The sequence below is a fragment of the Sorangium sp. So ce176 genome (assembly GCF_051519835.1).
GTDB classification, from domain to species: domain Bacteria; phylum Myxococcota_A; class Polyangia; order Polyangiales; family Polyangiaceae; genus Sorangium; species Sorangium cellulosum_G.
The window spans coordinates 1,731,697-1,755,515 of the sequence record NZ_CP150371.1; the positions used below are offsets into that span (position 1 = coordinate 1,731,697).

The 23,819-nt window shown below is 72.1% G+C and carries 19 protein-coding genes and 1 tRNA gene; 11 read left to right on the plus strand and 9 right to left on the minus strand.

The features are described from left to right. The first annotated feature begins 306 nt into the window (after positions 1-306). Entirely contained in the window at positions 307-1,623 is a 1,317-nt protein-coding gene (locus WMF42_RS06535; RefSeq protein WP_437690924.1) for a serpin family protein, read from the plus strand. Between the two features lie 287 nt (positions 1,624-1,910). On the opposite strand, the gene WMF42_RS06540 is transcribed toward WMF42_RS06535, so the two are convergent. After that, the gene (locus tag WMF42_RS06540) at positions 1,911-2,573 is read right to left on the minus strand and encodes a methyltransferase family protein (RefSeq protein WP_061611064.1); all 663 of its coding nucleotides are present in this window, start codon (positions 2,571-2,573) and stop codon (positions 1,911-1,913) included. A 59-nt stretch (positions 2,574-2,632) separates the two neighbouring features. Continuing rightward, positions 2,633-3,130 (minus strand): Kazal-type serine protease inhibitor family protein, encoded by a 498-nt coding sequence (locus tag WMF42_RS06545; protein ID WP_081426836.1) that lies wholly within the window; start codon positions 3,128-3,130, stop codon positions 2,633-2,635. A 542-nt stretch (positions 3,131-3,672) separates the two neighbouring features. Here WMF42_RS06545 and WMF42_RS06550 point away from each other — a divergent pair. Together WMF42_RS06550 and WMF42_RS06555 are read left to right on the plus strand one after the other, a co-directional pair. Further along, entirely contained in the window at positions 3,673-3,960 is a 288-nt protein-coding gene (locus WMF42_RS06550; RefSeq protein ID WP_437694216.1) for a hypothetical protein, read from the plus strand. 91 nt (positions 3,961-4,051) lie between these two features. Further along, positions 4,052-4,315, plus strand: a complete 264-nt coding sequence (locus tag WMF42_RS06555) for a hypothetical protein (RefSeq protein WP_061611061.1) — start codon at positions 4,052-4,054, stop codon at positions 4,313-4,315. Between the two features lie 83 nt (positions 4,316-4,398). Here the strand turns inward: WMF42_RS06555 and WMF42_RS06560 are convergent. After that, a tRNA-Arg gene (locus WMF42_RS06560) sits at positions 4,399-4,472 on the minus strand. Positions 4,473-4,803: 331 nt separating this feature from the next. Between WMF42_RS06560 and WMF42_RS06565 the strand changes: the two genes are divergently transcribed. Then, positions 4,804-6,351, plus strand: coding sequence for a L,D-transpeptidase (locus WMF42_RS06565; RefSeq protein ID WP_061607811.1), 1,548 nt, complete (start codon positions 4,804-4,806; stop codon positions 6,349-6,351). Between the two features lie 55 nt (positions 6,352-6,406). On the opposite strand, the gene fusA is transcribed toward WMF42_RS06565, so the two are convergent. Further along, positions 6,407-8,518 (minus strand): elongation factor G, encoded by a 2,112-nt coding sequence (gene fusA / locus WMF42_RS06570; RefSeq protein WP_061607812.1) that lies wholly within the window; start codon positions 8,516-8,518, stop codon positions 6,407-6,409. Between the two features lie 201 nt (positions 8,519-8,719). On the opposite strand from fusA, the gene WMF42_RS06575 reads away from it, so the two are divergent. From WMF42_RS06575 to WMF42_RS06585, 3 genes are all read left to right on the plus strand, one after another. Continuing rightward, the gene (locus WMF42_RS06575) at positions 8,720-9,058 is read left to right on the plus strand and encodes a transcriptional regulator (RefSeq protein ID WP_437690927.1); all 339 of its coding nucleotides are present in this window, start codon (positions 8,720-8,722) and stop codon (positions 9,056-9,058) included. A gap of 306 nt (positions 9,059-9,364) precedes the next feature. Next, a complete protein-coding gene (locus tag WMF42_RS06580) occupies positions 9,365-11,326 on the plus strand; it encodes a serine/threonine-protein kinase (protein WP_437690929.1) in 1,962 nt (653 codons plus the stop codon). A gap of 52 nt (positions 11,327-11,378) precedes the next feature. Then, on the plus strand, positions 11,379-12,608 hold the full coding sequence (locus WMF42_RS06585) for a glycoside hydrolase family 113 (RefSeq protein WP_437694217.1): 1,230 nt from the start codon (positions 11,379-11,381) through the stop codon (positions 12,606-12,608). Here WMF42_RS06585 and WMF42_RS06590 read toward each other — a convergent pair. From WMF42_RS06590 to WMF42_RS06605, 4 genes are all read right to left on the minus strand, one after another. Beyond that, positions 12,605-14,017 carry an ATP-binding protein gene (locus WMF42_RS06590; protein WP_437690931.1) on the minus strand — a complete coding sequence of 471 codons (1,413 nt, stop codon included), beginning with the start codon at positions 14,015-14,017 and terminating at the stop codon, positions 12,605-12,607. The genes WMF42_RS06585 and WMF42_RS06590 overlap by 4 nt on opposite strands. 177 nt (positions 14,018-14,194) lie before the next feature. After that, positions 14,195-14,911 carry a TIM barrel protein gene (locus tag WMF42_RS06595; RefSeq protein WP_061612669.1) on the minus strand — a complete coding sequence of 239 codons (717 nt, stop codon included), beginning with the start codon at positions 14,909-14,911 and terminating at the stop codon, positions 14,195-14,197. Next, complete coding sequence (locus WMF42_RS06600) at positions 14,911-15,990, minus strand: nucleotidyltransferase domain-containing protein (RefSeq protein ID WP_061612670.1); 1,080 nt, start codon at positions 15,988-15,990, stop codon at positions 14,911-14,913. The genes WMF42_RS06595 and WMF42_RS06600 overlap by 1 nt, the downstream gene beginning before the upstream one ends. Positions 15,991-16,054: 64 nt before the next feature. Continuing rightward, a complete protein-coding gene (locus tag WMF42_RS06605; RefSeq protein ID WP_437690933.1) occupies positions 16,055-16,948 on the minus strand; it encodes a hypothetical protein in 894 nt (297 codons plus the stop codon). 197 nt (positions 16,949-17,145) lie between these two features. Between WMF42_RS06605 and WMF42_RS06610 the strand changes: the two genes are divergently transcribed. Then, positions 17,146-18,255 (plus strand): glycosyltransferase family 4 protein, encoded by a 1,110-nt coding sequence (locus WMF42_RS06610; RefSeq protein ID WP_437690935.1) that lies wholly within the window; start codon positions 17,146-17,148, stop codon positions 18,253-18,255. Positions 18,256-18,269: 14 nt separating this feature from the next. After that, the gene (locus WMF42_RS06615) at positions 18,270-19,457 is read left to right on the plus strand and encodes a glycosyltransferase family 4 protein (RefSeq protein WP_155799033.1); all 1,188 of its coding nucleotides are present in this window, start codon (positions 18,270-18,272) and stop codon (positions 19,455-19,457) included. Positions 19,458-19,593: 136 nt separating this feature from the next. Here WMF42_RS06615 and WMF42_RS06620 read toward each other — a convergent pair whose 3' ends face one another. Further along, positions 19,594-20,727, minus strand: a complete 1,134-nt coding sequence (locus tag WMF42_RS06620) for a hypothetical protein (RefSeq protein WP_437690937.1) — start codon at positions 20,725-20,727, stop codon at positions 19,594-19,596. A 734-nt stretch (positions 20,728-21,461) separates the two neighbouring features. On the opposite strand from WMF42_RS06620, the gene WMF42_RS06625 reads away from it, so the two are divergent. Next, positions 21,462-21,596 (plus strand): hypothetical protein, encoded by a 135-nt coding sequence (locus tag WMF42_RS06625; RefSeq protein WP_267888152.1) that lies wholly within the window; start codon positions 21,462-21,464, stop codon positions 21,594-21,596. Positions 21,597-21,665: 69 nt separating this feature from the next. After that, positions 21,666-23,795 carry a glycogen debranching protein GlgX gene (glgX, locus tag WMF42_RS06630; protein WP_061612677.1) on the plus strand — a complete coding sequence of 710 codons (2,130 nt, stop codon included), beginning with the start codon at positions 21,666-21,668 and terminating at the stop codon, positions 23,793-23,795. Positions 23,796-23,819: the final 24 nt, after the last annotated feature.

The following is a 23,819-nucleotide window of genomic DNA, read 5'->3' on the forward strand; positions in this document are numbered from 1 at the left end:
GACATGTCCAGCGCGATGCTACCACGCGCGGCCGCGGCGCACGCCTCCGCCCGCCCGCGCGTGCGCCACAGTGCGCCGTCCCGGGCCCCGGGATCACGGTCCGCCGCTGCGCCGCGCGCCCGGGCTGCGGCCGGCCCGGCGCCCGGCGCGCCCGGGCTGCGGCCCGATCCAGCGCGCTCGATGCACCCGGAGATCGGCCCGCCGGCGCGCTCGGCACACCCGGCTGCGGCCCCGCCAGGGCGCCCGTCTCACCCGGGTTGCGGCCCGTCGTGGCGCTCCGGCATACCCTCTGCTCTGCCGGGCGGCATGCGTAGGCCCTCGATCCCCGTCGCCCTGTTGCCACTTTCCCTGCTCGTCGCGGGTTGCGCCCCCAGGAGCGCCGAGCCGGAGCCGCAGCCCTCGCCGTCCGTGTGCGGCGACGCCGACACCGCGGGCTGCCTCGTCACCTCGAACAAGCCGCGGGACCGCGAGCCTGCCGTGCCGGAGGCCGACGCGAAGGCGCTCGTCGCCGGCAACACGGCCTTTGCGCTCGACCTCTACCGCAGGGTCTCCGCCTGGTCGAGCAACCTCATCTACTCGCCGTACAGCGTGTCGAGCGCGCTCGCGATGACGTACGCCGGCGCTCGAGGCGAGACGGAGGCGCAAATGATGCGCGCGCTCCGCTTCACGCTGCCGCAGGAGCGGCTGCACCCGGCGTTCAACGCGCTCGACCTGGCGCTCGCGAGCCGCGGCGAGGGCGCCGAGGGGCAGGACGGCGAGGGGTTCCGGCTCAACGTCGCCAACGCGCTCTGGGCGCAGGTCGGCTCCTCGTTCGCGCCGTCGTTCCTCGACGTGCTCGCCGAGAGCTACGGGGCCGGGCTGCATGTCGTCGACTTCGCGCAGGCGCCCGACGAGGCGCGGGGGATCATCAACGGCTGGGTGGCCGAACGGACCGAGGACCGGATCAAGGACATCCTCCCCGCGGGCGCCATCCAGCCCGCGACCCGGCTGATCCTGACGAACGCCGTCTACTTCAACGCAGCATGGCAGTTCCCCTTCGACGAGGACGACACGGCCCCGGGCGACTTCTCGCTGATGGACGGCACGTCAGTCTCCGTGCCGATGATGAGCAACAGCGCGCAGGTCCGTCATGGCGAGGGCGACGATTTCGAGGCGCTGGAGCTGCCCTATGACGGCGGCGAGCTGTCGATGGTGCTCGTGCTCCCGTCGGCCGGCGGAGCGCGCTTCCTGGACATCGATCCGGAGTGGCTCGAGGGCGTCTTCGCCTCGCTCGAGACGCGGAGCGTCACGATGACGCTGCCGAGGTTCAAGTTCGAGTCGAGCCTGGATCTCGTCGATCCGCTCGTGCAGCTGGGGATGCCCCTCGCCTTCACCGGCCTCGCGGACTTCTCGGGGATCGACGGGCAAGGCGGCCTCTTCATCTCCGACGTGCTCCACAAGGCGTTCATCTCCGTGAACGAGGCGGGCACCGAGGCGGCGGCGGCGACGGCGGTTGTCATCGGCGAGACGTCGGCGCCCGAGCCCGCCACGATCCACTTCGACCGTCCGTTCCTCTTCTTCATCCGCGACACAGCGACGGGCGCGATCCTGTTCGTCGGCCGCGTCATGGAACCGTCCCGCTGAGCGGCCGAGCCCGTCCCCTGACGGCGCGGCCCATTCCCCCGGGTGTCCTGTCGAGCCCGCGGCCATTCACGCTCAGCGCTCAGCCCGCCGAGGCATTTTCCCTCTCGAGATAGGTCCGCTGCGCGCTCATGAGACCTCGTCGACAGCGATGCGCTGCGGCTGTGTCGCGCGCCCGTCTCGCACCCTGTGCTGCGCCGGGCGCCCCTGCGACAGGCGTGGCATTTTGCATCGGAGCGCCGGCGGCGCATCGACCGCTCCAGGGGGGGTGAGCCGGGGCGAGCGGCTCGTCAGTAGATGCCGGGGACGATCCGCGCGGAGGTCTGGCGCGCGTAGTCGTCGTATTCGTGGAAGGTCTCGCGCAGCACGCGCTCTTCGTACCCCATGCGGACGATCTGCAAGATCAGCTCGACCGTGTAGATCAGGACCGCGACCAGGGACGGATAGAGCAGGAGCACCCCGGCGCCCTGGATCAACGACGCGAGGTAGACCGGATGGCGCACGAGCCGGTACGGGCCGCTCGTGATGAGGCGGCGCGCCTCGGGCATGACGCTGAACGATTTGCCCAGCCACCCGAGGCTGACCAGCGAGAGCGCCAGCCCCGCGGTGATGAGCAGCGCCCCGATCACCTGGCGCCCTGGCGTCGGCGGGATCTTGGGCAGCCACGCCAGGCTCGCGGGCAGCAGGCCGGCGACGAGCGCGGTGACGCGAGGAACGACGCCCTTCAGCTTGCGCAGCGGGCGGAGCCGCACCAGCGTGAGCGTCGCGACCAGCAGCAGGTACGCCTCTGTCGCGAGGAGCGCGGCCAGCGTCGTCCCGTACGTGAGCCCCGCGGCCCCGGGCCAGAGCATCAGATGAGCATGGATATCCTGCCCGACGAACAGGGCGTTATAAAGCATCAGGACGGCGAGCGGCAGCCGCATCGCGAGGTCGTAGAGCACCGCGCCATTCATTGTGATCCCCCTTACGTGGGATCGTGCAAGCGGGCGCGGGCGCGGTCAAGCGCGCTCTATCACTCGCTCTTGGGCGTGCCGGCGCACTCGCCTTTCGTGTAGACGGCGACGCCGTCCATCGCGGCCAGACAGGCATTCGCGTAAGTCCGGTTGTCGCAGCCGCAGACAGGCATGTACTCCTCTGTGCAGGACGCAGGTCGCTCCGCGCAGAGGCCCGACGCGTCCGCCCAGCCGCAAACGTCCTCGAGCGTGTAGTCGCAATAGAGCCCCTCGGCGCAGACGGGGGCGGGGCCCCGCGTGAAGCCGCCGCAGCTCTCCCCGACCTCGGCGATCGGAGCAGGGGTGTCGGCCGGGGGCTCGCCTTCATCGGTCCATGCGCCGCCGCGGGGCGCCGCGCCCTGGGGCGCCTGGCCGAGCGCCACGGGGGCCGCGCTCACCGCCTCCGGCGCGATCTGGCCCTCGGCTGTCCCGGCCGCCGCGCCGTCCATCTCCGTGGGTACCGCGCAGCCCGAGGCCGCGAGAGCGAGGAGAACACCCAGTCCGTCGAATCGTCTCATGAATCAACCTCTTCGGATAAAAGGAAGTCCATGGCACGCGGCGATCTCGACGCAGATCCGGCCCCCTGCCCCAGGCGCGCAAAGCCCGACGTGGTTCGCTGGAGGAGCTGCGCCCTCGTCTGCTGCCTCGGACTGGGCGAGGTAGTAGGACGTGACAAATGCTCTGTCAAGCAAGGCTGAAAAATATCGGCTTCGGTGAAATCGGCAGAAGATGCCTCGACCGGATAAGGGGCGGCCGAGCGATGTTGGCCTCCTCGCAGGCGTGGTGGTGGGCGGGGCCGCCGGGCAGGCGGCGCAGGGGAGGGCGGCTCGGCCGTATCGGCGCTTGAGGATGAACACGATACCCGAGAGGATGGAGGTGATCGCGTTCGCGACGAGGATCGGCGCGCCCCGGGAGGGGAGTCCATGAAAGAGAGGGGCGGCTCAGATCGCTTTGACCATCCTCTCCACGGCCTCGCGGATCTCTCGCTCATCCAACGCCGCTCGTGGCGACGGGGCGGGCGATCAGCGACGGGAGCAGGCGCGCGTGGATGTTCGACGTGATGGTCGCCCCGGCGCTGCGCGGCCTCGGCGTGGGCGAGGCGGTTGTGCGGCTGCTGCTCGATCACCCGGGAGTACGCGGCGCGCGGAGCGTCCACCTGGGCACCCAGGACGCGCACACGATCTATGCGCGGTCCGGGTTTCCAGCACCGCGCGGACCTGCCGCCGCCGCCGTTCATGTCGACCGAGATGGTGCTCACCAGGACGGGGTAGAGGCCCCCGAGGGGCACCCTCCCGCTGTGTCCGTCGCAGGGCCTCCGCGGGCCGTTCCGGGCGCGGCCCCGGCTTGACCTGGTCGTCGCGGGCGCCAGGTTCGCCGGATGGCTGCCCGGCTTGCCGGGCCGCCCATGTCAAGGCCGCGCGCTGCGGCGGAGGGAGACCATGGACGAGCGGAGGATCCAGGAGATCAAGGCCGAGGCCGCGCGTCAGGCGGCCGCGGGCGCCTCGGGTGGGATGGAGCGACCCGACGACGAGAACGAGGAGCCGAGCGACATGCCCAAGCCGCCGGTGGCCGTGGAAGCCCGGACGGCGGCGCAGGAGGACGGCGAGCGCCAGCCCTACGCGAACAGCGAGGTGTCCGGGGCCTCGCCAGCGCCGGCTCCTGGCGCCGGGACGACGAAGGGCGAGCCGGCGGTGAAGCGGTGAGCGAGCGCGGATCTCGCGGAGACGCACCGCGGTGCGATGCGGCCTGCTCCGTCGCTCTTGCGACGGGACCGACGAGAACCCTGCGCGCCACAGTGGATTCGAACCACTGGCCTTCGGCTCCGGAGGCCGACGCTCTATCCAGCTGAGCTAGTGGCGCACTCTCGCGGGGTTTCGCGAGGGCCCCGAACCTACCCAAGGCCGGGCTCCAGCGCAACCCCATTCCAGCATCATCGCGCACCGACGCCGCGCGCGCATTGATCGCCCCGGGGGGGGGCCCCCGGGCGCGGCGGGCGCCCCCGCGATGGCGCCGGGCACGCCGCGCGGCGCGGCCGCCGCCCGCCCTGCGGCCGCGCGTCGCAGGCCAAAACTTGGCCACCGGCCCGGCTGTCCGGCATCCCCGGGTCATGGATGCCCGACAGCGAAGCTCCGCGATCCAAGCCCCCGCTCGCGGCCCCCTCCCGCTTGCCCTGGCTGTCGCCGCCCTCGCGTTGCCGGTCCTGCCGGCCTGCAGCAGCGGGGAGACCGCCACGCCCGAGGGGATCGTCAGCCTCTCCGGCGCCGCGCCCCAGACGGCCGCCGAGAACGACCCGGCCACCCTCCCGCGCCCCGACGGGCCCCGCATCGGCGCCGTGCAGATGGTCGCGCCCATCTACGAGAAGGCGGATCGCCGCTCGGCCAAGCTCGGCTACCTCCGCGCGGGCGGGACGGCGCCCCGCGGGGAGAAGCCGGTCGCGTTCGACGACTGCCAGGGCGGCTACTACCGCGTGCTGCCCGCCGGGTACGTCTGCGCGGACGGCGACGCCACGATCGACATGCAGCACCCGATCCTCCGGGCGCTCACGCGGCGGCCCGACCTGTCGAAGCCGATGCCGTACCCGTACGCGTTCGTCCGGGCGATCGCGCCGAACTACTACAGGATGCCGTCCAAGAAGGAGCAGCTCCAGTACGAGATGAGCCTCGAGCGGCACCTCCGCAGCTACAAGAAGCTCAAGAAGAAGTGGGACGAGGTCAAGGTCGGCGCCAACGACGTGCCGCTCGACGCGCAGGGCAACGCCGTCGGCGACCCGCCCGCCGAGCCGCCCGAGCTCGGCGACAGCGAGCTCTTCGGCGGCAACGGCAGCGACGAGATCCCCTGGTTCTTCAAGGGCGGGCGGCAGCTCCCGAACATCTCGTCCTTCAAGGTCCCGGGCTACGCGATCATCACGAACCGGATCGCGCGCAAGGCGGGGCTCGCGCTCGTCGACACCTTCATGGGCGACAACGGGCGGCGCTTCGCGCTGACCACCGACGCGCGGCTCGTGCCCACCTCGAAGCTCAAGCCCGCGCGCGGCTCGACGTTCCACGGCGTCGACATGACGAAGGGCTGGGAGCTGCCGCTCGCGTTCGTGCACCGACAGGACGCGAAGCGCTACGACATCTCGGGCGGCGAGATGGAGAAGGCGGGCGATCTGCCCTGGCACACCGCCGTGCAGCTCACGGGGCGCTCGAAGAAGGTCGGCGGCGCGCGCCTGGTCGAGGCGAAGGACGGCACGTGGGTGCGCGACTCCGACGTCGCCATCGCGGTGAAGCCCTCGGAGCTGCCGTCATTCGCGCAGGGGAACGTGAAGTGGATCGACATCTCGATCCTCACCCAGACGCTGATCCTCTACGAGGGCAAGACGCCCGTCTACGCGACGGCGGCGGCGACGGGCCGCGACGGGCTCGGCGACCCCAAGAAGACGTTCTCGACGGTGCGCGGGACGTTCCGGGTCCGCGACAAGCACGTCACGACGACGATGGACGCGCACGAGGTCGACAACAAGTTCGAGCTCCGCGACGTGCCGTGGGTGCAGTACTTCGAGGCGGGCTACGCGATCCACGCGGCGCCGTGGCACGACGACTACGGCAAGCCGCGCAGCCACGGGTGCATCAACCTGTCGCCGATCGACGCGCGCCGGGTGTTCCTGTGGACCGATCCGCCGGTGCCGGAGGGGTGGCACGGGGTCACCGCGGGGAAGGCGACGGGGGAGGGGACCATCGTCCACATCCATCCCTAGGCGGGCACGCCCTCCGCGGGCCTGCGGTGAGGGGCTCGGGGGGCGAGGCGCGGCGTCAGTCCTCGTCGGCCTCGGCCTTGAAGCCGCTCTCCTTGATGACCTTGTCCTGCACCACCGGCGGGCAGATCTCGAGGTGCTCGACGCTCATCGTGAACGTGCCTTTCCCCTGCGTCATGCTCTTCAGCTTCGACTCGTACTCGAGCACCTCGGCGAGCGGGACGAACGCGTTCACGACCGTCTGGCTCTCGATGGAGTCGGTGCCGATGATCCTGCCGCGTCGGCTGTTGATGTCGCCGATGATGTCGCCCATCGTGGCGCTCGGCACCGTCACCGAGAGCCGCACGATCGGCTCGAGCAGCACCGGGGCGCACTGCGCCGCGGCGGCCTTGAAGGCCTTGCTGCCGGCCATCTGGAACGCGGCGTCCGACGAGTCGACGTCGTGGTACTTGCCGTCGGTGAGCCGCACCTTGACGTCGACCATCGGGTAGCCGGCCAGGACGCCCTTCGACATCGCCTTGACGATGCCCTTCTCGACCGAGGGGATGAACTGCCGCGGCACGGCGCCGCCCACGACCGCGTCCTCGAAGACGAAGCCGCCGCCGCGCGGCATCGGCTCCATGTCGATGTAACAGACGCCGAACTGGCCGTGGCCGCCGGTCTGCTTCTTGTGCTTGCCCTCGACGCCCGCGGCCCTCCGCGTGATCGTCTCCTTGTAGGCGATGTGCGGCGGGCCGAGCCGGCAGTCGATGCCCACCCGCCGGCGGATGCGCTCCACCGTGATCTCCAGGTGCAGGGCGCCCAGGCCCGAGACGACGAGCTCGCGGGTCGACGCGTCCTGGTGCACGCTGAGCCCCGGGTCCTCCTCGGTCAGCCGGTGGAGCGCGTTGCCGACCTTGTCCTCGCCGCCCTTCGCGTCGAACCGCACGCCGCGCGAGAACAGGGCCGGCGGCAGCTCCGGCGCGCCGAGCTGGAACGGCTGCCTCTCGTCGCAGATCGTGTGCCCGCTCAGCGTCGCCTTCAGCTTGTGGAGCGCGACGATGTCCCCGGCCCGCGCCTCGTCCACCTGCCTGTGGTCCTTGCCGACCACCGTGTGGATCTTGCCGAGGCGCTCCGCGGCGCCGGTGCTCGCGTTGATCAGCGTGGCGTCGGGCCGCACGGCGCCGGAGAGCACGCGCGCGAACGACGTGCGGCCGGCGTGCGGATCGATCGACGTCTTGAAGACGAACGCCGCCGCCGGCGCGTCCGCCGACGCAGGCCGCTCCGCCGGCTGCGGCGGGGCCCCGGGCTTGCCGCTCGGGACGACGCCGCTCCACGCCGGGTGCTCGGTCGGCGGCGGCACGAGCTCGACGACGCCGTCGAGCAGCGCGGCGACGCCGCTCGGGCGCACCCCGGAGGCGAAGTAGACCGGGACGAGGACCCCCGTGCGGACCGCGGCGCGGAGCCCCTGATCGAGCTGCTCCTGCGTGAGATCGCCCTCGTTCAGGTAGCTCTCGGTGAGATCGTCGTCGCTGCCGGCGACGTCGTCGACGAGCTTCCCCCGCGCGCGCTCCACGGCGGCCGCGACGTCGGCCGGCACGGGGGAGCCCGCGGCCGCGGCGGGCGCCTCGGGCTTGTCGAGCCAGGCCTTCCGCGTGCGGATCGCGACGACCCCCCGGTACTGGAGCCCGTCGCCGACGCGCTCCTCCATCACCGCGAGGGGCGCCTTGAGGCGCGCGCGGACGTCGGCGAGCACCTCGTCGGGACGCGCGTTCTCGGCGTCGACCTTCGTGACCACGATCATGCACGGCAGCCTCGCCTCCCTCACCCAGCCGAAGACGCGCTCGGTGATCGGCTGCACGCCGTCCTTGCCGCTCACGACGAGGATCGCCGCGTCGACCGCCGCGAGGGCGAGCCGCGTCTCGGCGAGGAAGCTCCCCTCTCCCGGCGTGTCGACGAGGTTGATCTTCTTTCCTCCCCAGGAGAGGTGCGCGACGCTCGCCTCGAACGAGCAAGCGTGCTCTTTTTCCTCGGCCGTGTCGTCGAGGACACTCGTTCTGTCGTCCACCTTGCCGAGCTTGGCTGTCGCCTTCGCGACGTACAGCAGCGCCTCGGCAAGCGATGTCTTCCCAGCCCCCTTGTGTCCGATGATTGCAACGTTCCTGATGTCCCCTGCCTCAGTCGTTGTCATCCCTCGTTCGTATCAACCCCCGTCGGCAACGAGAAGGCCGGTACGCGATTTTCGCGGCGCTTTCCTCGGCGCGCGCGGACAGCGACGACGTGCGCGTCGCTCACCCGAGCTCTGCCGCGACGCGCTGCGGCGTACTCGAGTGGACAGCGCGTGTCCGGTGTTGCCTGAGCGGCGCTCGGGCGCGGCGCCTCGGTGCGCGACATGAGCGCTCTGCGCCTCGCGCTCCAGATGGCGCTCGGCATCGCGCTGCCGCTCGCGCTCCAGCTCTGGGACCGCCGGCGACTCACGACGGAACAGCGCAATGCCTGCTGGAACGGAGCGACGTGGGGCGCCGCTCTCTACGCGTTCGGCCCGCTGTCCATGCTCGGGTGGTGCTGGGTCACGCGCGGCGTCCAGCGCGGGCGGCCGACAGCGCGCTGGACACGCCGCCGGCGCGCGGCGACGGCGCTCGGGCTCGGCGTCGCGTCGACCTCCGCGATCGTCCTGGTCATGAGCGGCATCGACACCCTGGTAGCGCTCGCGCTGGGGCTCCCGCCGTGAGCCGAGCGGCAGGGCATCGCGTCGGCGCGGCGCGAGGCGGCCCGCTCGCGAGATGACCCGACGCCGGATGGCCAGGACGGCGCATGGACTGCACGGCTGGGGATGGCTGCGCGGCACGCGGCAGCGAACGCTGGCCGGCCACCCGGCCGGCTGGCCGGCCAGCCCGCTGTGCATGGAAAGGGCACTTCCGCGCGGACGTGTCGCTAGACGACACGTCATGGACGCGATAGCAGCACTCTGAATCTGTTATTCATAGGGCAGGTTTGACTCCCTCCGCGGAGCCCGCGGACACACCGAGGCAGTGCGTTGACGTCGCTGAAGCCCAGAGCAGAGGATCGCGCGGCCGCACGGGGGCGGACCGATGCGCCGGGGACGCCCGAGGGCGTCCCCGGCAGGCAGGAGGTCGTCGCCGGCAGGTACGCGGTAGAGACCCGGATCGGCGCCGGCGGCCTGGGCGTCGTCCAGCTCGCGACCGATCTCGAGTCGGGCCGGCACGTCGCGCTCAAGCGCGTCGATCCGGCGATCGCCCAGAACCGGCACGCCGTCGAGCGGCTGTTGCGGGGCGCTCGCGCCGCGCGCGCCCTCTCGGGCAGGTACGTCGCGCGGGTGCTCGACGTCGGCGCCGAGGGCGGCGCGCCGTTCATCGTCAGCGAGTACCTCGAGGGGTCCGACTTCACGAGCTACCTGCAGCGCCGCGGCCCGCTCCGGCTCAGGGAGGCGGTGAAGTACCTCCTGCAGATCTGCGAGGCCGTCGCCGAGGCGCACGCGGCCGGGCTCCTCCACCGCGACATCAAGCCCGAGAACCTGTTCCTCAGCATCGGCGCCGGCGCGCCGAGCGTGAAGGTGCTCGACTTCGGCGTCTCGGCCGTCGCCTGCGGCGTCGAGAGCGAGGGCCCGAACGCCGCCTCGGGCGCGATGCGCGGCTCGCTGCTCTACATGGCGCCGGAGCAGATGCGGTCGGCGGGCGGCATCGACGAGCGCGCCGACATCTGGTCGATCGGCGCTGTCGCGTACGCGCTCCTCTGCGGCGTGAGCCCGTTCGAGGCGCCGACCGAGCTCGACATCTGCACCCGGGTCCTGAGCGAGCCGCCCTCGCCCTTCCCGCCGCACGTCGAGCCGGTCGAGCTCAGGATGCTCCTGCTGCGCTGCCTCGACAAGGACCCGGAGGCGCGCCCCCCGGACGTCGCGAAGCTCGCCTTCGCCCTCGCGCGCTTCGGGGGGGAGGGCGCGGAGGACGCGGCCGAGCGCGTGTGGGAGGTGCTCCGGGCAGAGGACGAGACCGTCCGCATGGCGACGCCGGCCCCCGTTGCCGTCGACGAGTGGGCGCCCGACACGCTGGCCGACCTGCCGAGGATGTCGCCCGACGACCTCCTGCACGACCTCGAGACGACGGCCAAGTGGGACGCCGCCGCGGGCACCCGTCACTCCGACGTCACGCTCGTGTCGCACGCGGGCGCGTCGTGGGACGGCGGCGAGCAGCTCCGGGCGAGCCGCACGCCGCCCCCGGTCCTCACGGTGAGCCCGCCGGAGCGCTCCTCCGATCCGGCCGCGAACGGGCCGGGGCAGCGCCCCTCGAGCGAGGAGACGCCCGTCCCGCTCGCCGGCCGGGCCGCGCAGCGGATCAGCGCCGACGCGCGCGCGCCGGCCGAGACCGAGCGGCTCACGGTGGTGCGCCGCCCGCCGTCGCCGTGGCCCCGGCGGCTCGCTGTCGCCGCCGCGGGGCTCGGGCTGCTCGCGGGGCTCGTCGGGGTGTGGTTCGTGCAGGCGCGCACGCTCGACGCCGACAAGGGCGTCCCGCCCGCGGCGAAGAGCGTGGAGAGGCGCGCGGTCCCGGCGGCGAGCTCCTCGGCCGCGTCGCTGCCGGCCGCGACCGCGTTGCCCACGTCGGAGCCCACGTCGGAGCCCGCGCTGGAGCCCACGCCGGAGCCGCGGGCGGCCGAGCCGGGCGCCGAGGGCGCCGCGAGCCCGGAGGCCGCGCGCCTGGTCGGCGAGGCGCCGCAGGCCGCGCCGGGGGGCCCGTACCGGCCGCCGCGCCCCGATGTGATCTACGACGAGGTCGAGCGCGAGCGGCTGCGGCGCCAGAAGCTCGATCGCGAGCGGCAGTGGCGCGAGGCGACCGAGCGGGCGCTGCAGCAGCGCGACGCGCTCAGGCGGGAGCCGCAGCCGTCCGAGGGGAGCGCGCGGGAGCCGCAGCCGTCCGAGGGGAGCGCGCGGGAGCCGCAGCCGCCCGCTGCGAGCGGCGGCGCGCAGCGCCCGGACGGCGGGTGACGTCCGCGATCCCGCGCGCCGTCTGCCTGGTATAAACGCGCCCGTGTCAGCGATGAGTCGAGAGCTACGCGCGCTCGCCCGGGCGGCGGGCGCCGCGCTCGCCGTGGCGGCGGCCGTCTGCGGCCCGGCGCGCCCCGCGAGCGCCGCGCCGAAGATCGCGCCGGAGCACCTGCCGCACGGCGCGGCGGGGTGGACCACGTCGGGCTGGGGCGGCGTGCGCGGCGTGACGATCGGGCCGATCGAGAACCAGCGGCACCCCGGCCGCGGCTACGGCACCGCGGCGAGCGGGCGGGCGATGGACGAGGCGGCGGCCATGGGCGCGACCTGGATCAGCCTGACCCCGTTCGGCCGCGTGTGGGACGGCAAGGGCACCGGCGTCGATCTCGTCTTCGAGGCGCCGTTCGAGGAGAACCGGCGCAACGTGCTCGCGGCCATCGCGCAGGCGCACGCGCGCGGGCTCAAGGTGCTGCTCGTTCCGCACCTCTGGGTCGAGAGCGGCGAGTGGCGGGCGCTGATCGACCCGGGGGACGACGCCGGCTGGGCGCGCTGGGCCGCGTCGTACCGCCGTTTCCTGCTCACGTGGGCCGAGGTCGCGCGCGAGGGCGGCGCCGAGATGCTCAGCGTCGGCGTCGAGCTGCGGAGCTGGGTGACGACGCCGCGCGCGGCGAGCTTCCTGCCCATCATCGAGGCGGTGCGCCGGGTGTACCCGGGGCTGCTCACCTACTCGGCGAACTGGGACGACGTCGAGCACACGCTGATCTTCGACGCCCTGGATCTCATCGGCATCAACGCGTTCTACCCGCTGGCCGAGCGCGAGGGCGCGTCGTTCGAGGAGCTCCTGCGCGGCGGCCGCAAGGTGGCGGCCGGGGTGGACGCGGTGGCGCGCGCCTGGGGCAAGCCGGTCCTGCTCACCGAGATCGGCTACACGACGCGGCGCGACCCGGCGGTGCGCCCGTGGGAGTGGCCCGACCGGATGAAGGGCGTGGTGATCGATCAGCGCGCGCAGGCCGAGGCCTACGCCGCGGTGATCGCGCCGTTCCTCGACGCGCGCACCTGCGCCGGCTTCTTCGTCTGGCGTCTCTACGCCGATCCGGACGACGTCTCGCAGGAGGCCGAGTGGGGCTTCTCGCCGCGGGGCAAGCTCGCCGAGCTCGTGCTGCGCGACGCCTTCACCGCCCGCTGGGCCGCCGACGGCCCGTGGCTCCCCGGCGAGGTGGTCGGCAAGCACCGCGCGCGCACCCCCGGCGTCCTCGGCTGGGAGCTCGATCCGGACGAGCTCTAGCCGGGGAGGTGGAGGGTGAAGGTCGAGCCCTCGCCGGGGGCGCTCGTCACCTCGATGCGGCCGCCGTGCGCCTCGGCGATGCGCCGCGCGGCCCACAGGCCGAGGCCCACGCCCGAGGCCACGCGGCCCGACGACGGCGCGCGGAAGTAGCGCTCGAACAGCCGCCCCTGGTCCTCGTGCGCGATGCCGACGCCCCGGTCCGAGACCGCGATGGTGACCTCGGCGCCCTCGCGCGCCACGGCGACGCGCACGGCGCCGCCGCCCGGCGAGTACTTGATGGCGTTCGCGACCAGGTTGTTGAGCACCTGCTCGATCCGGATCGGATCGCAGCGCAGCAGGACGGGCTCCTCGGGGAGCGACAGCCCGAGCTCGTGCGCGGTCGCCGCCGGGCGGTAGAGCTCCACGACCTCGCGGGCGAGCTCGCGCGCGTCGCGGACCTCGCTGCGCAGCTCGAGCTCGCCGCCCTCGATCCGCGCGATGTCCATGAGATCCGTGAGCATGCGGTCGCAGCGCGCGGCCTCCTTCCCGATGCGGGCGAGCATCGGCCTGAGCTGCTGCTCCGGCGGCAGCGGCCGGTCGGGCCGCAGGCGGTCGACGGTGAGCTTCAGCGCGGCGAGCGGGTTGCGCAGATCGTGCGCCACGCTCGCGAGGATCCCGAGCTGCTTCCGGCGCTGCTCGGCCAGCGCGGCGGCCATCTCGTTGAACGCCACGGCGATCTCGCGCAGCTCGTCGAGCCCGCCGTGCGGCGCCCGGGCGTCTTGCGAGCCCGCCCCGTAGCTGTCGATCGCGGCGCGGAGCGCGAGGAGCGGGCGATAGAGGCACCGGCTGATCTGCCAGAGCGTCGCGAGGATGCCGGCGAGCAGCGCCACCGCGGCCCCGACGCTCATGGCGTTCGACAGCCGGAGCACCCGGTCGACCCGGGCGCGGACGACCCGCGACTCCTCGATCTTGGTCGAGAGCAGCCGATCGAGCGCGGCGTAGGCGCGGTCGGCCTCCATGGCGGACGCGGCCAGCTCCGCCGTCGAGGGGGGCTCCACGCTGTCGCCCTGCGCGTGCGTGGCCAGGTAGCGCTCGACCTCGGCCTCGGCCTCGCGGAAGGCGTGCGCGCTGTCCGCGGTGACCGGGTGGGCTCGGAGCTCCTCGAGCCACCGCTTCATCTCGCGCTCGGCGGCGTCGCGCGCGCGCGCGTGCTCGGGGTGCTGGGCCAGCGCGACGCGGGCGCTCTCGCGCTCGTGGAAGAGCATGTTGACCTGCAGCTCCGTGATGGACCGCACCTCCCGCACCATGTGGAAGAGGCACGTGACCTCGCGGTGCATGGCCGCCGTGCCGAGCGTCAGCCCGCTTGCCGTCAGCAGCGCGAGGGCGGCGAGCGACGCGGTGCTCGCGACCGCGAGCGTCTTCAGCTTCATCGTTGTATCCCCCGATTCCGGCCCTGGGCGCGCCGGAAGGCGCGCAGAGCGTAGCGCCCCGGGCGCCCGCAGACCGTTCGCGGCGCTCCGAAGATCCCGAGGCCTCCCCCGCGAAGCGGTCGGGCCTGGGCTCTCCACGATCGATGCCGGCGCGGCGCAAAGGCGGCGCGCGCAGGCTCAGGCGCGCGCCTCGTCCGCGGCCTTCGGGGGGGACAGCGCCGCGCTCGCGATCGCCATCTGCCGCTCCAGATCTGCGGGCGACGCCGGCGCTTCCAGGATGAGCGCCGCGTCGCCCGGGACGTGCGCGGCGACGCGCTGGAACGCGTGGGCGGCGCTCTGGCTCAGGGCGTCGTGGCGGCTCCCCGCGTTCACCTCGCTCACGTGGAGCTGCTTCAGCCTCGCCCGGTGCGCCTTCACCAGGAAATGCGCCTCCGTCATGGTGCGATCGACCTGGTGCGCGTGGCCGATATCGAAGCAGAACGACGCCTCGGGCAGCGCGTCGAAGAACGCCGCGAGCTCCTCCACGGTGCGGCCTGTCCGCTTGCGCTTGTCCATGTTCTCGATGGCGAGCTGGCCGCCGAGCTGCCGCCAGGCCCCGAGATCGTGGAGGGTGTCGGGGTGGAGGACGACGAGCCAGCCCAGCGCGGCCACCTCGGCCATCGCGTCGGCGACGGCGCGCTCCTCCGCCGCGTCGAAGCGGCTCGGGGCGTGGAACGACACGTACCGATACCGCGACAGGTCCAGCGACCCGAGCCGCCGGAGCAGCGGCCTGAGCTCCGAGATGCGCAGCGCGGACAGCTCCACCGCGGTCGCGGAGCTCCCCTCCAGCATCGCGAGCGCGCGTTCGACGTCGCTCAGCGCGAGCGCCCCTGTCGAGTACCCCAACGGTCGCATCAGAACACCCCGTAACGCTGGATGAGTTCGCTGAGCTCGTCGTCCTCCTTGAAGAAGAGCCGGTTGAGCCCGTCCTGGAACGCGCGCGCGATGTCGCGCACCCGCTTGAAGGTCGGATCGTTGCCCAGGTGCTCGTCGAGCGGTAGCCGCTTCAGGCGGTCGCGCTCCTCCTCGTTCGAGAGGACGGCGAGGAACGCGTCGTAGCTGTCGAACAGCATGCGCGCCGTCTCCGCGGAGATCGAGGGCCGGAGCAGCACCTCGGCCAGGCTCTCGAGCGGGGTCACCCGGATGCGCTCTCTGAGGAAGCGCACGAGCGACGGCGTCGAGATGCCGCCCTCGCCGGCCCACGTCGCCCGGTCCTTGCCGAACAGCTCGAAGCTGAAGCAGGTGATGAGCCCGCTGAGGAAGATGAGCTTCCGCGACATCCTGAGCTTCGCGTTGCGGAGCGCCCAGCCCGAGCTGCGCTCCCGCTGCTTGTAGACGAAGTCCACGGCGACCGTGCGCCAGTACCGGACGATGTCGTTCAGCAGGAACATCGGGATGATCTCGCGCTTGCTCCCGTAGTGAAGCCCGCGATCGTCCTCCACGTAGCGCGAGAGCACGAGCCTGAGCACCCGCTCGTGGGCGTCCGGCTTGCCGATCGCGAGCGACTCCAGGAGCAGCAGGATGCGCTGGGTCGTGTTCTTGTTCGTGTCCTCCTGTCCGCCGATCTGGTGGAGGATCGGGTGGCTGAACGCCACGTTCCCGAACACGCCCGTCGGGCCTGGCTCGTGGAACTTCGCTTCCCTCAGGATCTTCGTGATGGCCTGGACCTGGCTGAAGTGCCCCTCGTCGGCCTGGCCGTCGATGAGCAGCGTCCAGTCGAGATCGCTGCCGGTCGTGTACTCGCCGCGCGCCAGCGAGCCGAACACCACCGCGCTCGTGTCGCACGGGATCTGCTCGCGGAGCAGCGCCGCGAGCCGCGCGCGGGTCTCCGCCGAGAGCCGCGCGGCCGCCTCGATGCTCGGCCACGACCGCCCCACCTTCTCTCCGATCCGCTCGATGGCGCTCCGCGGCGCCCCGCCTTCGTCTCGCGTCATCGATCGCACCTGCCGCGCCTGCCGCGCCTGCCGCGCCTGCCGCGCCTGCCGCGCCCGGCGCGCCTCACGCCCCGCCGCCCGGGAGGGAGAGCCCGAACCAGCGGTTCACGAGGTCATGGTGCTCCGCGAGGCGCTCGCGGTAGCGGGGGGTGCCCTCGAGCGCGGCCCGCTCGAAATCGATCCAGTACAGGGCGCCCGTCTTCTCCCCGATGAGCACGTTGCCCAGCTTGACGTCGAGCGGCGCGACGCCGCGCGCGTTCATCGCCCGGACGATCTCCTCGACGCGGTCGCGGTAGTCGTCGCCTTCTCCCTGCGCGAACGCCTCGATCTCGCGCCGGTCGCGATCGGGATCGAAGAGCTGCCCGAGCGGCGCGAGGTCGATGTCGAGCACCTTCTCCCCGCGCTCGGCGAGCTGCTGCTGGAGCGTCTTGCCGCGCACGTAGTCGATGAAGAGGGCGCGCGTGGCGAGGTGCACATCGCGGATCCTCGGGACGCTCGGGAGGTCGCGCAGGCGGAGGAGCGACGCCGCTTCATTGTAGAAGAAGAGGCCGAGCAGGGAGAAGAGGTGCGCGTCGAGGGACGCGTTCCTCGGCTGGCCGATAAAGCGCTTCCGGACGCAGACGTACCCGCGGCGCAGCACGACGTGGAGCCGGTACCTCAGGCGCGGCATCTTCTCGCTCCGCCGGTTGAAGAAGGGGACGTCGGCCGGGTGGATGGCGAAGGCGAACCCGTCTTGATCGAGCTCGGCGAGCACCCTGTCCCCCGGGCCGAGCTCCGCGACCGACGGGATGTCGCTCGGGGTCACGGCGTCGGGCACGGGGAGCGGGTTCTCGTCGAGCCGCCGCGCCAGGAGCGCCCTGACCGTCTCGATCCGCACGGCGAGCAGCCTCGTCGCGGCGTCCATGCCTGGCACGCGGCGCAGGCCCTGATCGAGGGCGCGCCGAAGTTCAGGGTTCATGCTCGTCTAGTACCTGCTTCCGCTCGCCAAATCAAAAGGTGCGGGGACGGTGACGCGAGGTGATACCGTCGTCCAGCGACCTTGGGCGCCACGCGCGACGAGCGCTGGCGCGCAGGCGACGCGAGGTGGCAGCTTGGGTGAGGCTGCGCGGCGCTGTCCGCGCTTCAACGGGAGACCCGGTTCGGGTAGCAAGCCACATGGGGACTTCGACGCTGCGGATCGTCCATGCCGTGAGCAGCCTCAACGGCGGAGGCATGGAGCATTTCGTGCTGCGCCTGGCCGAGGCGCAGCGGCGCCACGGCCATGACGCCTCCATCCTCGCGCTGCGCGGCGGGCCGCTCGAGGATCTGGCGCGGCAGCGGGCGCTGCCCCTCACGGTGCTGCGCGGCGGCCTGCCCGCGCGGGTCGCGCACACGGCGCTCGCGTTCGCGCGCAGGCGGCCGCACATCATCCACGCGCACAACCCCACCTCGCTCCACTACGCCACGGTCGGCAAGCTGCTCACGCGGGCGCGACTCGTCTTCACCGATCACGCGCAGACGCGCGGGATCATCCGCGTCCCGTCGCGCTTCGAGTGGCGTGAGACGGACGCCGTCGTCGGTTGTTCGCAGGACACCGCCGACAAGAGCGGCGCGACGGGCGTCGCCAGCAACATCTCTGTGATTCACAACGGGATCGACATCACCCCGGCGCGGCGGGCGCGCGAGGAGGTGCGCGCCGAGCTCGGCTTCGACGCGGGCGCGGCGCCGGCGCCCGCGGGCTCCGGCGGCGCGTTCCTCGGGATCATGCCGGCCGCGTTCCACCCGGTGAAGGGGCACGACGTGCTGCTGCGGGCGCTCGCGCGGCTCCGGGATCGCGGCGTCGCGGTCACGGTGCTCATCGTGGGCGACGGCGACGAGCGCGACCGCATCCACGGGCTCGCGCGGGAGCTCGGGATCCACGGCAAGGAGGCGCGTTTCCTCGGGTTTCGCAAGGACGTCCCCGATCTCCTCGTCGCGGCCGATTTCTTCGTCCTGCCCTCGCGCGACGAGGGGTTGCCGCTCGCGGTGCTCGAGGCGATGGCGCGCAGGTTGCCTGTCGTGGTGACGCCTGTCGGCGGCGTCCCGGAGGTGGTGCGCGACGAGGAGCACGGCCTGCTCGTCCCCGTGGACGCGCCCGACGCGCTGGCGGACGCGATCGAGCGGCTCGCGCGCGATCCGGCGCTCGGGCGGCGGCTCGGCGAGGCGGGGCACGTCCGGGTCCGCGACGACTTCTCGTTCGAGAAGATGACGCGCAAATACGAGCAGCTCTATTTCAGCCTCACGTGATCGGCGGGCGCGCGATGAAGGTCCTCGTCTTCACCCATCATTACCCGTCGTTGCGGCAGCCGACGATGGCGCCGTACAGCTATCAGACCTACCGGGCGCTTGCGCGCCGCTGCGAGCTCCGGCTGGTGGCGCCGACGCCCTGGTGGACGCGGGCGCGCGGCGCCTCGCGCGAGCTGCTCGGCGGTACGCGCGAGTCCCACACCGGCATCGACGCGCTGTTCCCCACCTACTGGTCGATCCCGGGGCTGCCGGCCCTGCACGCGCGCGCGATCCACGCCTCGCTCCGGGGCACGATGGCCGCGCTGCGCCGCGAGTTCCCCTACGACGCGATCCTGGCCGCGTGGGCCTATCCCGACACAGTCGCCGCGGAGGCGTTCGCGCGGGGCGCGGGGGTGCCGATCGTCACGACGGTGCTCGGCAGCGACATCAACGAGCAGCCGAGGAGCGCCGTGCTGCGGGCGCAGATCGCGCCGGCGCTCCAGCGCTGCGCCCGCGTGGTGGCGGTGAGCGGCGCCCTCGGCGATCGCCTGGTGGAGCTCGGGGTGCCGCGGGAGCGCGTGGTGGTGCAGCTCAACGCGGTCGACGGCGAGCGGTTCACGATCCGGGACCGCGCCGCGCCGCGGGCGCGCCTCGGCGTCCCGGCGGACGCGCGCGTGGTGCTCTACGCCGGCTATCACGTGCCCGAGAAGGGCGTGGACGTCCTCGTCGAGGCGATGGCGCACCTCGACCGGACGGGTCGCCGCGACGTGCACCTGATGATGGTGGGCGGCGGCGAGCTGCTCGATCCGCTGCGCGCGCGGGTCAGCGCGCTCGGCCTCGGCGACCGCGTGCAGCTGTTCGGCTGGGCGCTCCCTGCGGAGATCCCGGACTACATGGCGGCGTGCGACGTGTTCTGTTTGCCGAGCCGCCGCGAGGGGTGTCCGAACGTCGTCCTGGAGGCGCTCGCCTCGGGCCGCCCGGTCGTCGCGACCCGGGTGGGCGGCGTGCCGGAGCTCGTGCGCGAGGGGCAGGGGGGCAACGGCCTGCTCGTCCCTGCCGGCGATCCGCAGGCGCTCGGGGACGCGCTGGTCCGTGCGCTGGAGCAGGCGTGGGATCCGGAGGCGCTGCGGGGCAGCGTCGGAGCGCTCTCATGGGACGTCGTGGGGCAGCGCTATCACGCGCTCCTGGAGGAGGTCATCCGGGAGCGGGGCGGGGCGGGCTGAGGATTGCCGAGCTGCCCGGCCCTCTGAAGGGGTGTTCGGCGCGCGGGGTGGGGGCCCCGCGCGCGCCCGCGCGCGCCCACGTACCACGCTGCCCCTCGTCCTCGGCCCCTTGCAATTCGGATCTACCCCCCGCGCGTCAGCTCGCGCAGGGCGGCGGCTGCAGCCGGTAGTCCCTGAAGTCCCCGGGATTGCCTGTCTTCCCGTCGAGCGCCGCGATCGCGATGTTGTACATCTCCCGCGCTGTCACGTAGTGGAGCACCCACTCCTTGCCATCGTTGTACCGGGTGGTGAGCTCCCGGTGCAGGCCGTGGCTCCCCGCGCCGAGCAGCGACTCCGCCTGATCCTCGGGCGCGCCGTGCGTGTAGACCTTCACGAACACCCACTCGGGCCTCCCCTCGATGTGGATGTTCTGGTCAACCCACGTCTTCACCCGCTCCGGCGTCGGCGGGTCGATCGCCTGGAGCGCGCCGTACTCCATGCGCACCCGCGTCTTGTTCCCCCGGCGCGTCAGCGCCAGCGCGAGCGGACCTTCGATCATCAGGATGCGGTCCTCCAGCACCTCTCCGACCCTGGCCCGCGCGCCCACCGTGTGGGCCTTCCGGCGCGCGAGGTTGCCCGTCGGCCAGTAGATCTGGTTCACGATGCTGTGCTGCGACTCGTCGGGCGCCGACGGGAACGTGTAGTCGGCATAGCAGCCCGTCTCGAACAGGAGCGGGAGCTCCTCGTCGACTCCGCAGTTGCGCGAGTCCCGCCCGGAGTTCGCCAGACACCAGTTGCCGTGGATGAACCCGTAACGCATGCGACCGTCCGCGTCGCGCGAGAAGTGCCCGTGCTTCCCCAGGATGTCCAGGTACCTGAGGATGTCCGCGCGCAGGTTCTCCGCCGTGTCGTTGTGATGGTGCAAGTGGAGCTCCACCTCCCCGAAGCCTCGGCGCGTGAGGTCCGCCAGCGCGTCGAGCCATCCAGGCGTGTACTGCTCCCCCGGGAAGAAGAAGCTGTGGCGCGGGTGCCGGCCGTCCGCGTCGCGGTAGGCGCTCGCCATCTCGGGATACCGCTCCGACCACGCCCTCACCCGCGCGTCGCCGACCTCCGGCGTGGCGTTCTCCCACCCAGGCTCCCAGTGATCGCAGACCGCGAAGAGGAGGTGCCGCGGGCCGATCGGACGCTGAGCGCGGGCGTTCTCGAGCCTCTGACGGGCGTAGCCGCCGAGCCAGTTGTGGAGGTTCTTGTTCTTGAGATACTGGAGCTTCGCCTGGAGTGTTCCGATCATGAGCTTTCTCGACCGCGACGCGTTCGACCGGCGGCCGTCGCGGCGGACCGGATACTAACCTGCCACCCAGGGGCGCTGCTACAGCCGCCTCGTGGCCTGCCCCGCGATCGAGACCGCCTCTCTCAGGCGGCCGGCGCGCAGGCCGGCCCCACCGCCGACCGCGAGGCAGGACGCCTCACGGCCCACGCGCTCACGGCGGAGCGGCACCCCGGACCCGACCGCGGCGTCGAAAACGTGCGAGCAAAGGCGGACCGGATGCGAGCGCGCGCGGCACGCTCGCCCGCTCCCGCCGCGGAAATCCACGCACGGCCGCGGGAGCTCGACCTTTCCTCCGGCAGAGGTCGTTTTGCCGTCCGGGGCAGTGGAACGCCGGCGTCAGCGCGGCGGCGCGCGCATCCTGCTTACAATTTTCGCGTCTGGCTATCCAGCCAACGATCTGGCGCCTCGTGGGAGACAAATCGCCCCACCTGTGGCGCTTTTGCAGCGGCGGCTTCCACCTGTCCGCTGCCAGCCGCTGTGCCCGCAGTGAGCGCCCCTACTGGAAACCTCGTGGCACGATGCCTGCACCACGCCGTGGTTGACTGTAGGCATCACCGCAGCGTAAGGAGCCAGGCATGATTTCGACCACGATGACGCCGACCGAAGAAATGGTCTCCCTTCCCCCGCGGAGGACTTCCCTCGAGTCATCAGCCTCCATGGCGGAGGCGTGCGAGCTAGCCCGGCGGCTCGCGGACATGATTGAACGCCTGAGGGTGTGCACCCCCGAGGGCGATCAGGCCCAGACGCTCCGCATCGCAGAGGGGATGGCGCGCAGCGTGGCGGACGCCGTGTCCGACGTCATGCGCAGCCGGCGAACCCACGCCGCCTAGCGTCCGGCACGCGCGTCGCCTAGAACACGAAGGCCGCACGGGGGGGGCCCACCCGGCCTGGAGACAAGCATGATATTCAAGCGCAAGGGATTGCGACCCGGAGAGCCATATCCGCTCGGTGCGACATGGGACGGTTCTGGTACGCAGTTCGCGCTCTATTCAGAGAACGCTGAGGCTGTCGAGCTTTGCCTCGTCGATGACGAGGGGAACGAGCAGCGCCTGCCGGTGCGTCACCGCACCTCCTTCGTGTGGCACGTCTACGTGCCGGAGATCGGACCGGGGCAGCGATACGGCTACCGCGTCCACGGCCCGTGGGCCCCGGAGCGGGGCTTCCGGTTCAACCCGAACGTGCGCCTGCTCGACCCGTACGCGAAGGCGCTCGCGTCGCGGGTCCAGTGGAACGCGAACTCGTTCGCCCACCGCATCGATGAGCCGGACGGGGATCTCAAGATGTCCGAGAACGAGGCGCTCGGCGCCCCCCTCGGCGTCGTCATCGATCCCTCGTTCGACTGGACCGGAGACCGGCCCCCGCGCGTCCCGTTCCACCGCAGCGTCATCTACGAGGCGCATGTCCGCGGCCTGACGATGCTGCACCCGGAGATCCCGGAGGAGCTCCGCGGGACGTACCTCGGTATCGCCCACCCGGCCATGATCGGGTACCTGAGATACCTCGGCATCACGGCGATCGAGCTCCTGCCGGTGCACGCCTTCGTGCACGAGAAGTTCCTGCTCGACAGGGGGCTCCGGAACTACTGGGGCTACCACACGATAGGCTTCTTCGCGCCGGACGTCGGGTACCGCGCGGGCAACGAAGTGACAGCCGAGGTCCGGCAGTTCAAGGAGATGGTCAAGGCGCTCCACGCCGCCGGCATCGAGGTCATCCTCGACGTCGTCTACAACCACACGGCCGAGGGCAACCACATGGGCCCGACGCTGAGCCTGCGCGGCATCGACAACCCGACCTACTACCGGCTCGTCCCCGGCAACGAGCGCTTCTACTTCGATTACACAGGCACCGGGAACACCCTCAACGTGCGCCACCCGCAGTCGCTCCAGCTCATCATGGACTCGCTGCGGTACTGGGTCCTGGAGATGCACGTCGACGGGTTCCGGTTCGATCTGGCCTCGGCGCTCGCGCGCGGCCTGCACGACGTCGATCAGCTCTCGAGCTTCTTCACCATCGTCCACCAGGACCCGGTGCTCAGCCAGACGAAGCTCATCGCCGAGCCCTGGGACGTCGGCCCCGGCGGCTACCAGGTCGGCAACTTCCCTGTTCGCTGGGCCGAGTGGAACGGCCGTTATCGCGACACGCTGCGCGACTTCTGGCGCGGCAGCGGCGGTACGGCCTCGGACCTCGGGTTCCGGATCACGGGGAGCAGCGACCTCTACGAGAACAACGGGCGCAAGCCGTACACGAGCATCAACTTCGTCACGGCCCACGACGGCTTCACCCTCGCGGACCTCGTCTCGTACAACGAGAAGCACAACGAGGCGAACGGGGAGGGCAACTGCGACGGCGCGGACGACAACCGGTCGTGGAACTGCGGCGCCGAGGGGCCCACGGACGACCCCGCGATCCTCCAGCTCCGCGCCCGACAGATGCGCAACATCATGGCGTCTCTCCTGTTCTCGCAGGGCACGCCCATGATCCTCCACGGCGACGAGCGGGGGCGCACGCAGGAGGGGAACAACAACGGATATTGCCAGGACAGCCCGCTCACGTGGCAGCCGTGGACCTGGGACGAGCCGTCGCGGGCGCTCATGGAGTTCACGCGCAAGTGCCTCCGCATCCGGCACGAGCACCCCGGGCTCAGGCGATCGACGTTCTTCAAGGGGCGCCCGATCCGCGGCGGCAAGACCTACGATATCCAGTGGTATCGCCCGGACGGGGAGCTGATGACCGACGAGGACTGGTGCAACCACTGCACGCAGTGCCTCGGGGTGTTCCTCTCCGGAGAGGGGCTGGACGACGTGGACGAGTCCGGCGACCGGCTGATCGACGACGACTTCGTCCTGCTGCTCAACGCGTCTCCGTGCGATCTGGGCTTCGTCCTCCCCTTCGCCGACGATTCAAGGCCGTGGCAGCTCCTCGTGGACACCCACGACGACGCCGCGACCGAGACGCGGAAGGGCGGCGAGGAGACGGCGCTGACGTCGCGCTCGCTCAAGCTCTTCCTCCGCGCCCGGCGCGGCGCCTGACCGGACGCGGCCGCGCCCGCGGCC

Coding starts and splice junctions, on each gene's coding strand:
- WMF42_RS06535 (WP_437690924.1), top strand. CDS start 307: ATGCGTAGGCCCTCGATCCCCGTCGCCCTGTTGCCACTTTCCCTGCTC.
- WMF42_RS06540 (WP_061611064.1), bottom strand. CDS start 2,573: ATGAATGGCGCGGTGCTCTACGACCTCGCGATGCGGCTGCCGCTCGCC.
- WMF42_RS06545 (WP_081426836.1), bottom strand. CDS start 3,130: ATGAGACGATTCGACGGACTGGGTGTTCTCCTCGCTCTCGCGGCCTCG.
- WMF42_RS06550 (WP_437694216.1), top strand. CDS start 3,673: ATGGTCGCCCCGGCGCTGCGCGGCCTCGGCGTGGGCGAGGCGGTTGTG.
- WMF42_RS06555 (WP_061611061.1), top strand. CDS start 4,052: ATGGACGAGCGGAGGATCCAGGAGATCAAGGCCGAGGCCGCGCGTCAG.
- fusA (WP_061607812.1), bottom strand. CDS start 8,518: ATGACAACGACTGAGGCAGGGGACATCAGGAACGTTGCAATCATCGGA.
- WMF42_RS06575 (WP_437690927.1), top strand. CDS start 8,720: ATGAGCGCTCTGCGCCTCGCGCTCCAGATGGCGCTCGGCATCGCGCTG.
- WMF42_RS06585 (WP_437694217.1), top strand. CDS start 11,379: ATGAGTCGAGAGCTACGCGCGCTCGCCCGGGCGGCGGGCGCCGCGCTC.
- WMF42_RS06590 (WP_437690931.1), bottom strand. CDS start 14,017: ATGAAGCTGAAGACGCTCGCGGTCGCGAGCACCGCGTCGCTCGCCGCC.
- WMF42_RS06595 (WP_061612669.1), bottom strand. CDS start 14,911: ATGCGACCGTTGGGGTACTCGACAGGGGCGCTCGCGCTGAGCGACGTC.
- WMF42_RS06600 (WP_061612670.1), bottom strand. CDS start 15,990: ATGACGCGAGACGAAGGCGGGGCGCCGCGGAGCGCCATCGAGCGGATC.
- WMF42_RS06605 (WP_437690933.1), bottom strand. CDS start 16,948: ATGAACCCTGAACTTCGGCGCGCCCTCGATCAGGGCCTGCGCCGCGTG.
- WMF42_RS06610 (WP_437690935.1), top strand. CDS start 17,146: ATGGGGACTTCGACGCTGCGGATCGTCCATGCCGTGAGCAGCCTCAAC.
- WMF42_RS06615 (WP_155799033.1), top strand. CDS start 18,270: ATGAAGGTCCTCGTCTTCACCCATCATTACCCGTCGTTGCGGCAGCCG.
- WMF42_RS06620 (WP_437690937.1), bottom strand. CDS start 20,727: ATGATCGGAACACTCCAGGCGAAGCTCCAGTATCTCAAGAACAAGAAC.
- WMF42_RS06625 (WP_267888152.1), top strand. CDS start 21,462: ATGATTGAACGCCTGAGGGTGTGCACCCCCGAGGGCGATCAGGCCCAG.
- glgX (WP_061612677.1), top strand. CDS start 21,666: ATGATATTCAAGCGCAAGGGATTGCGACCCGGAGAGCCATATCCGCTC.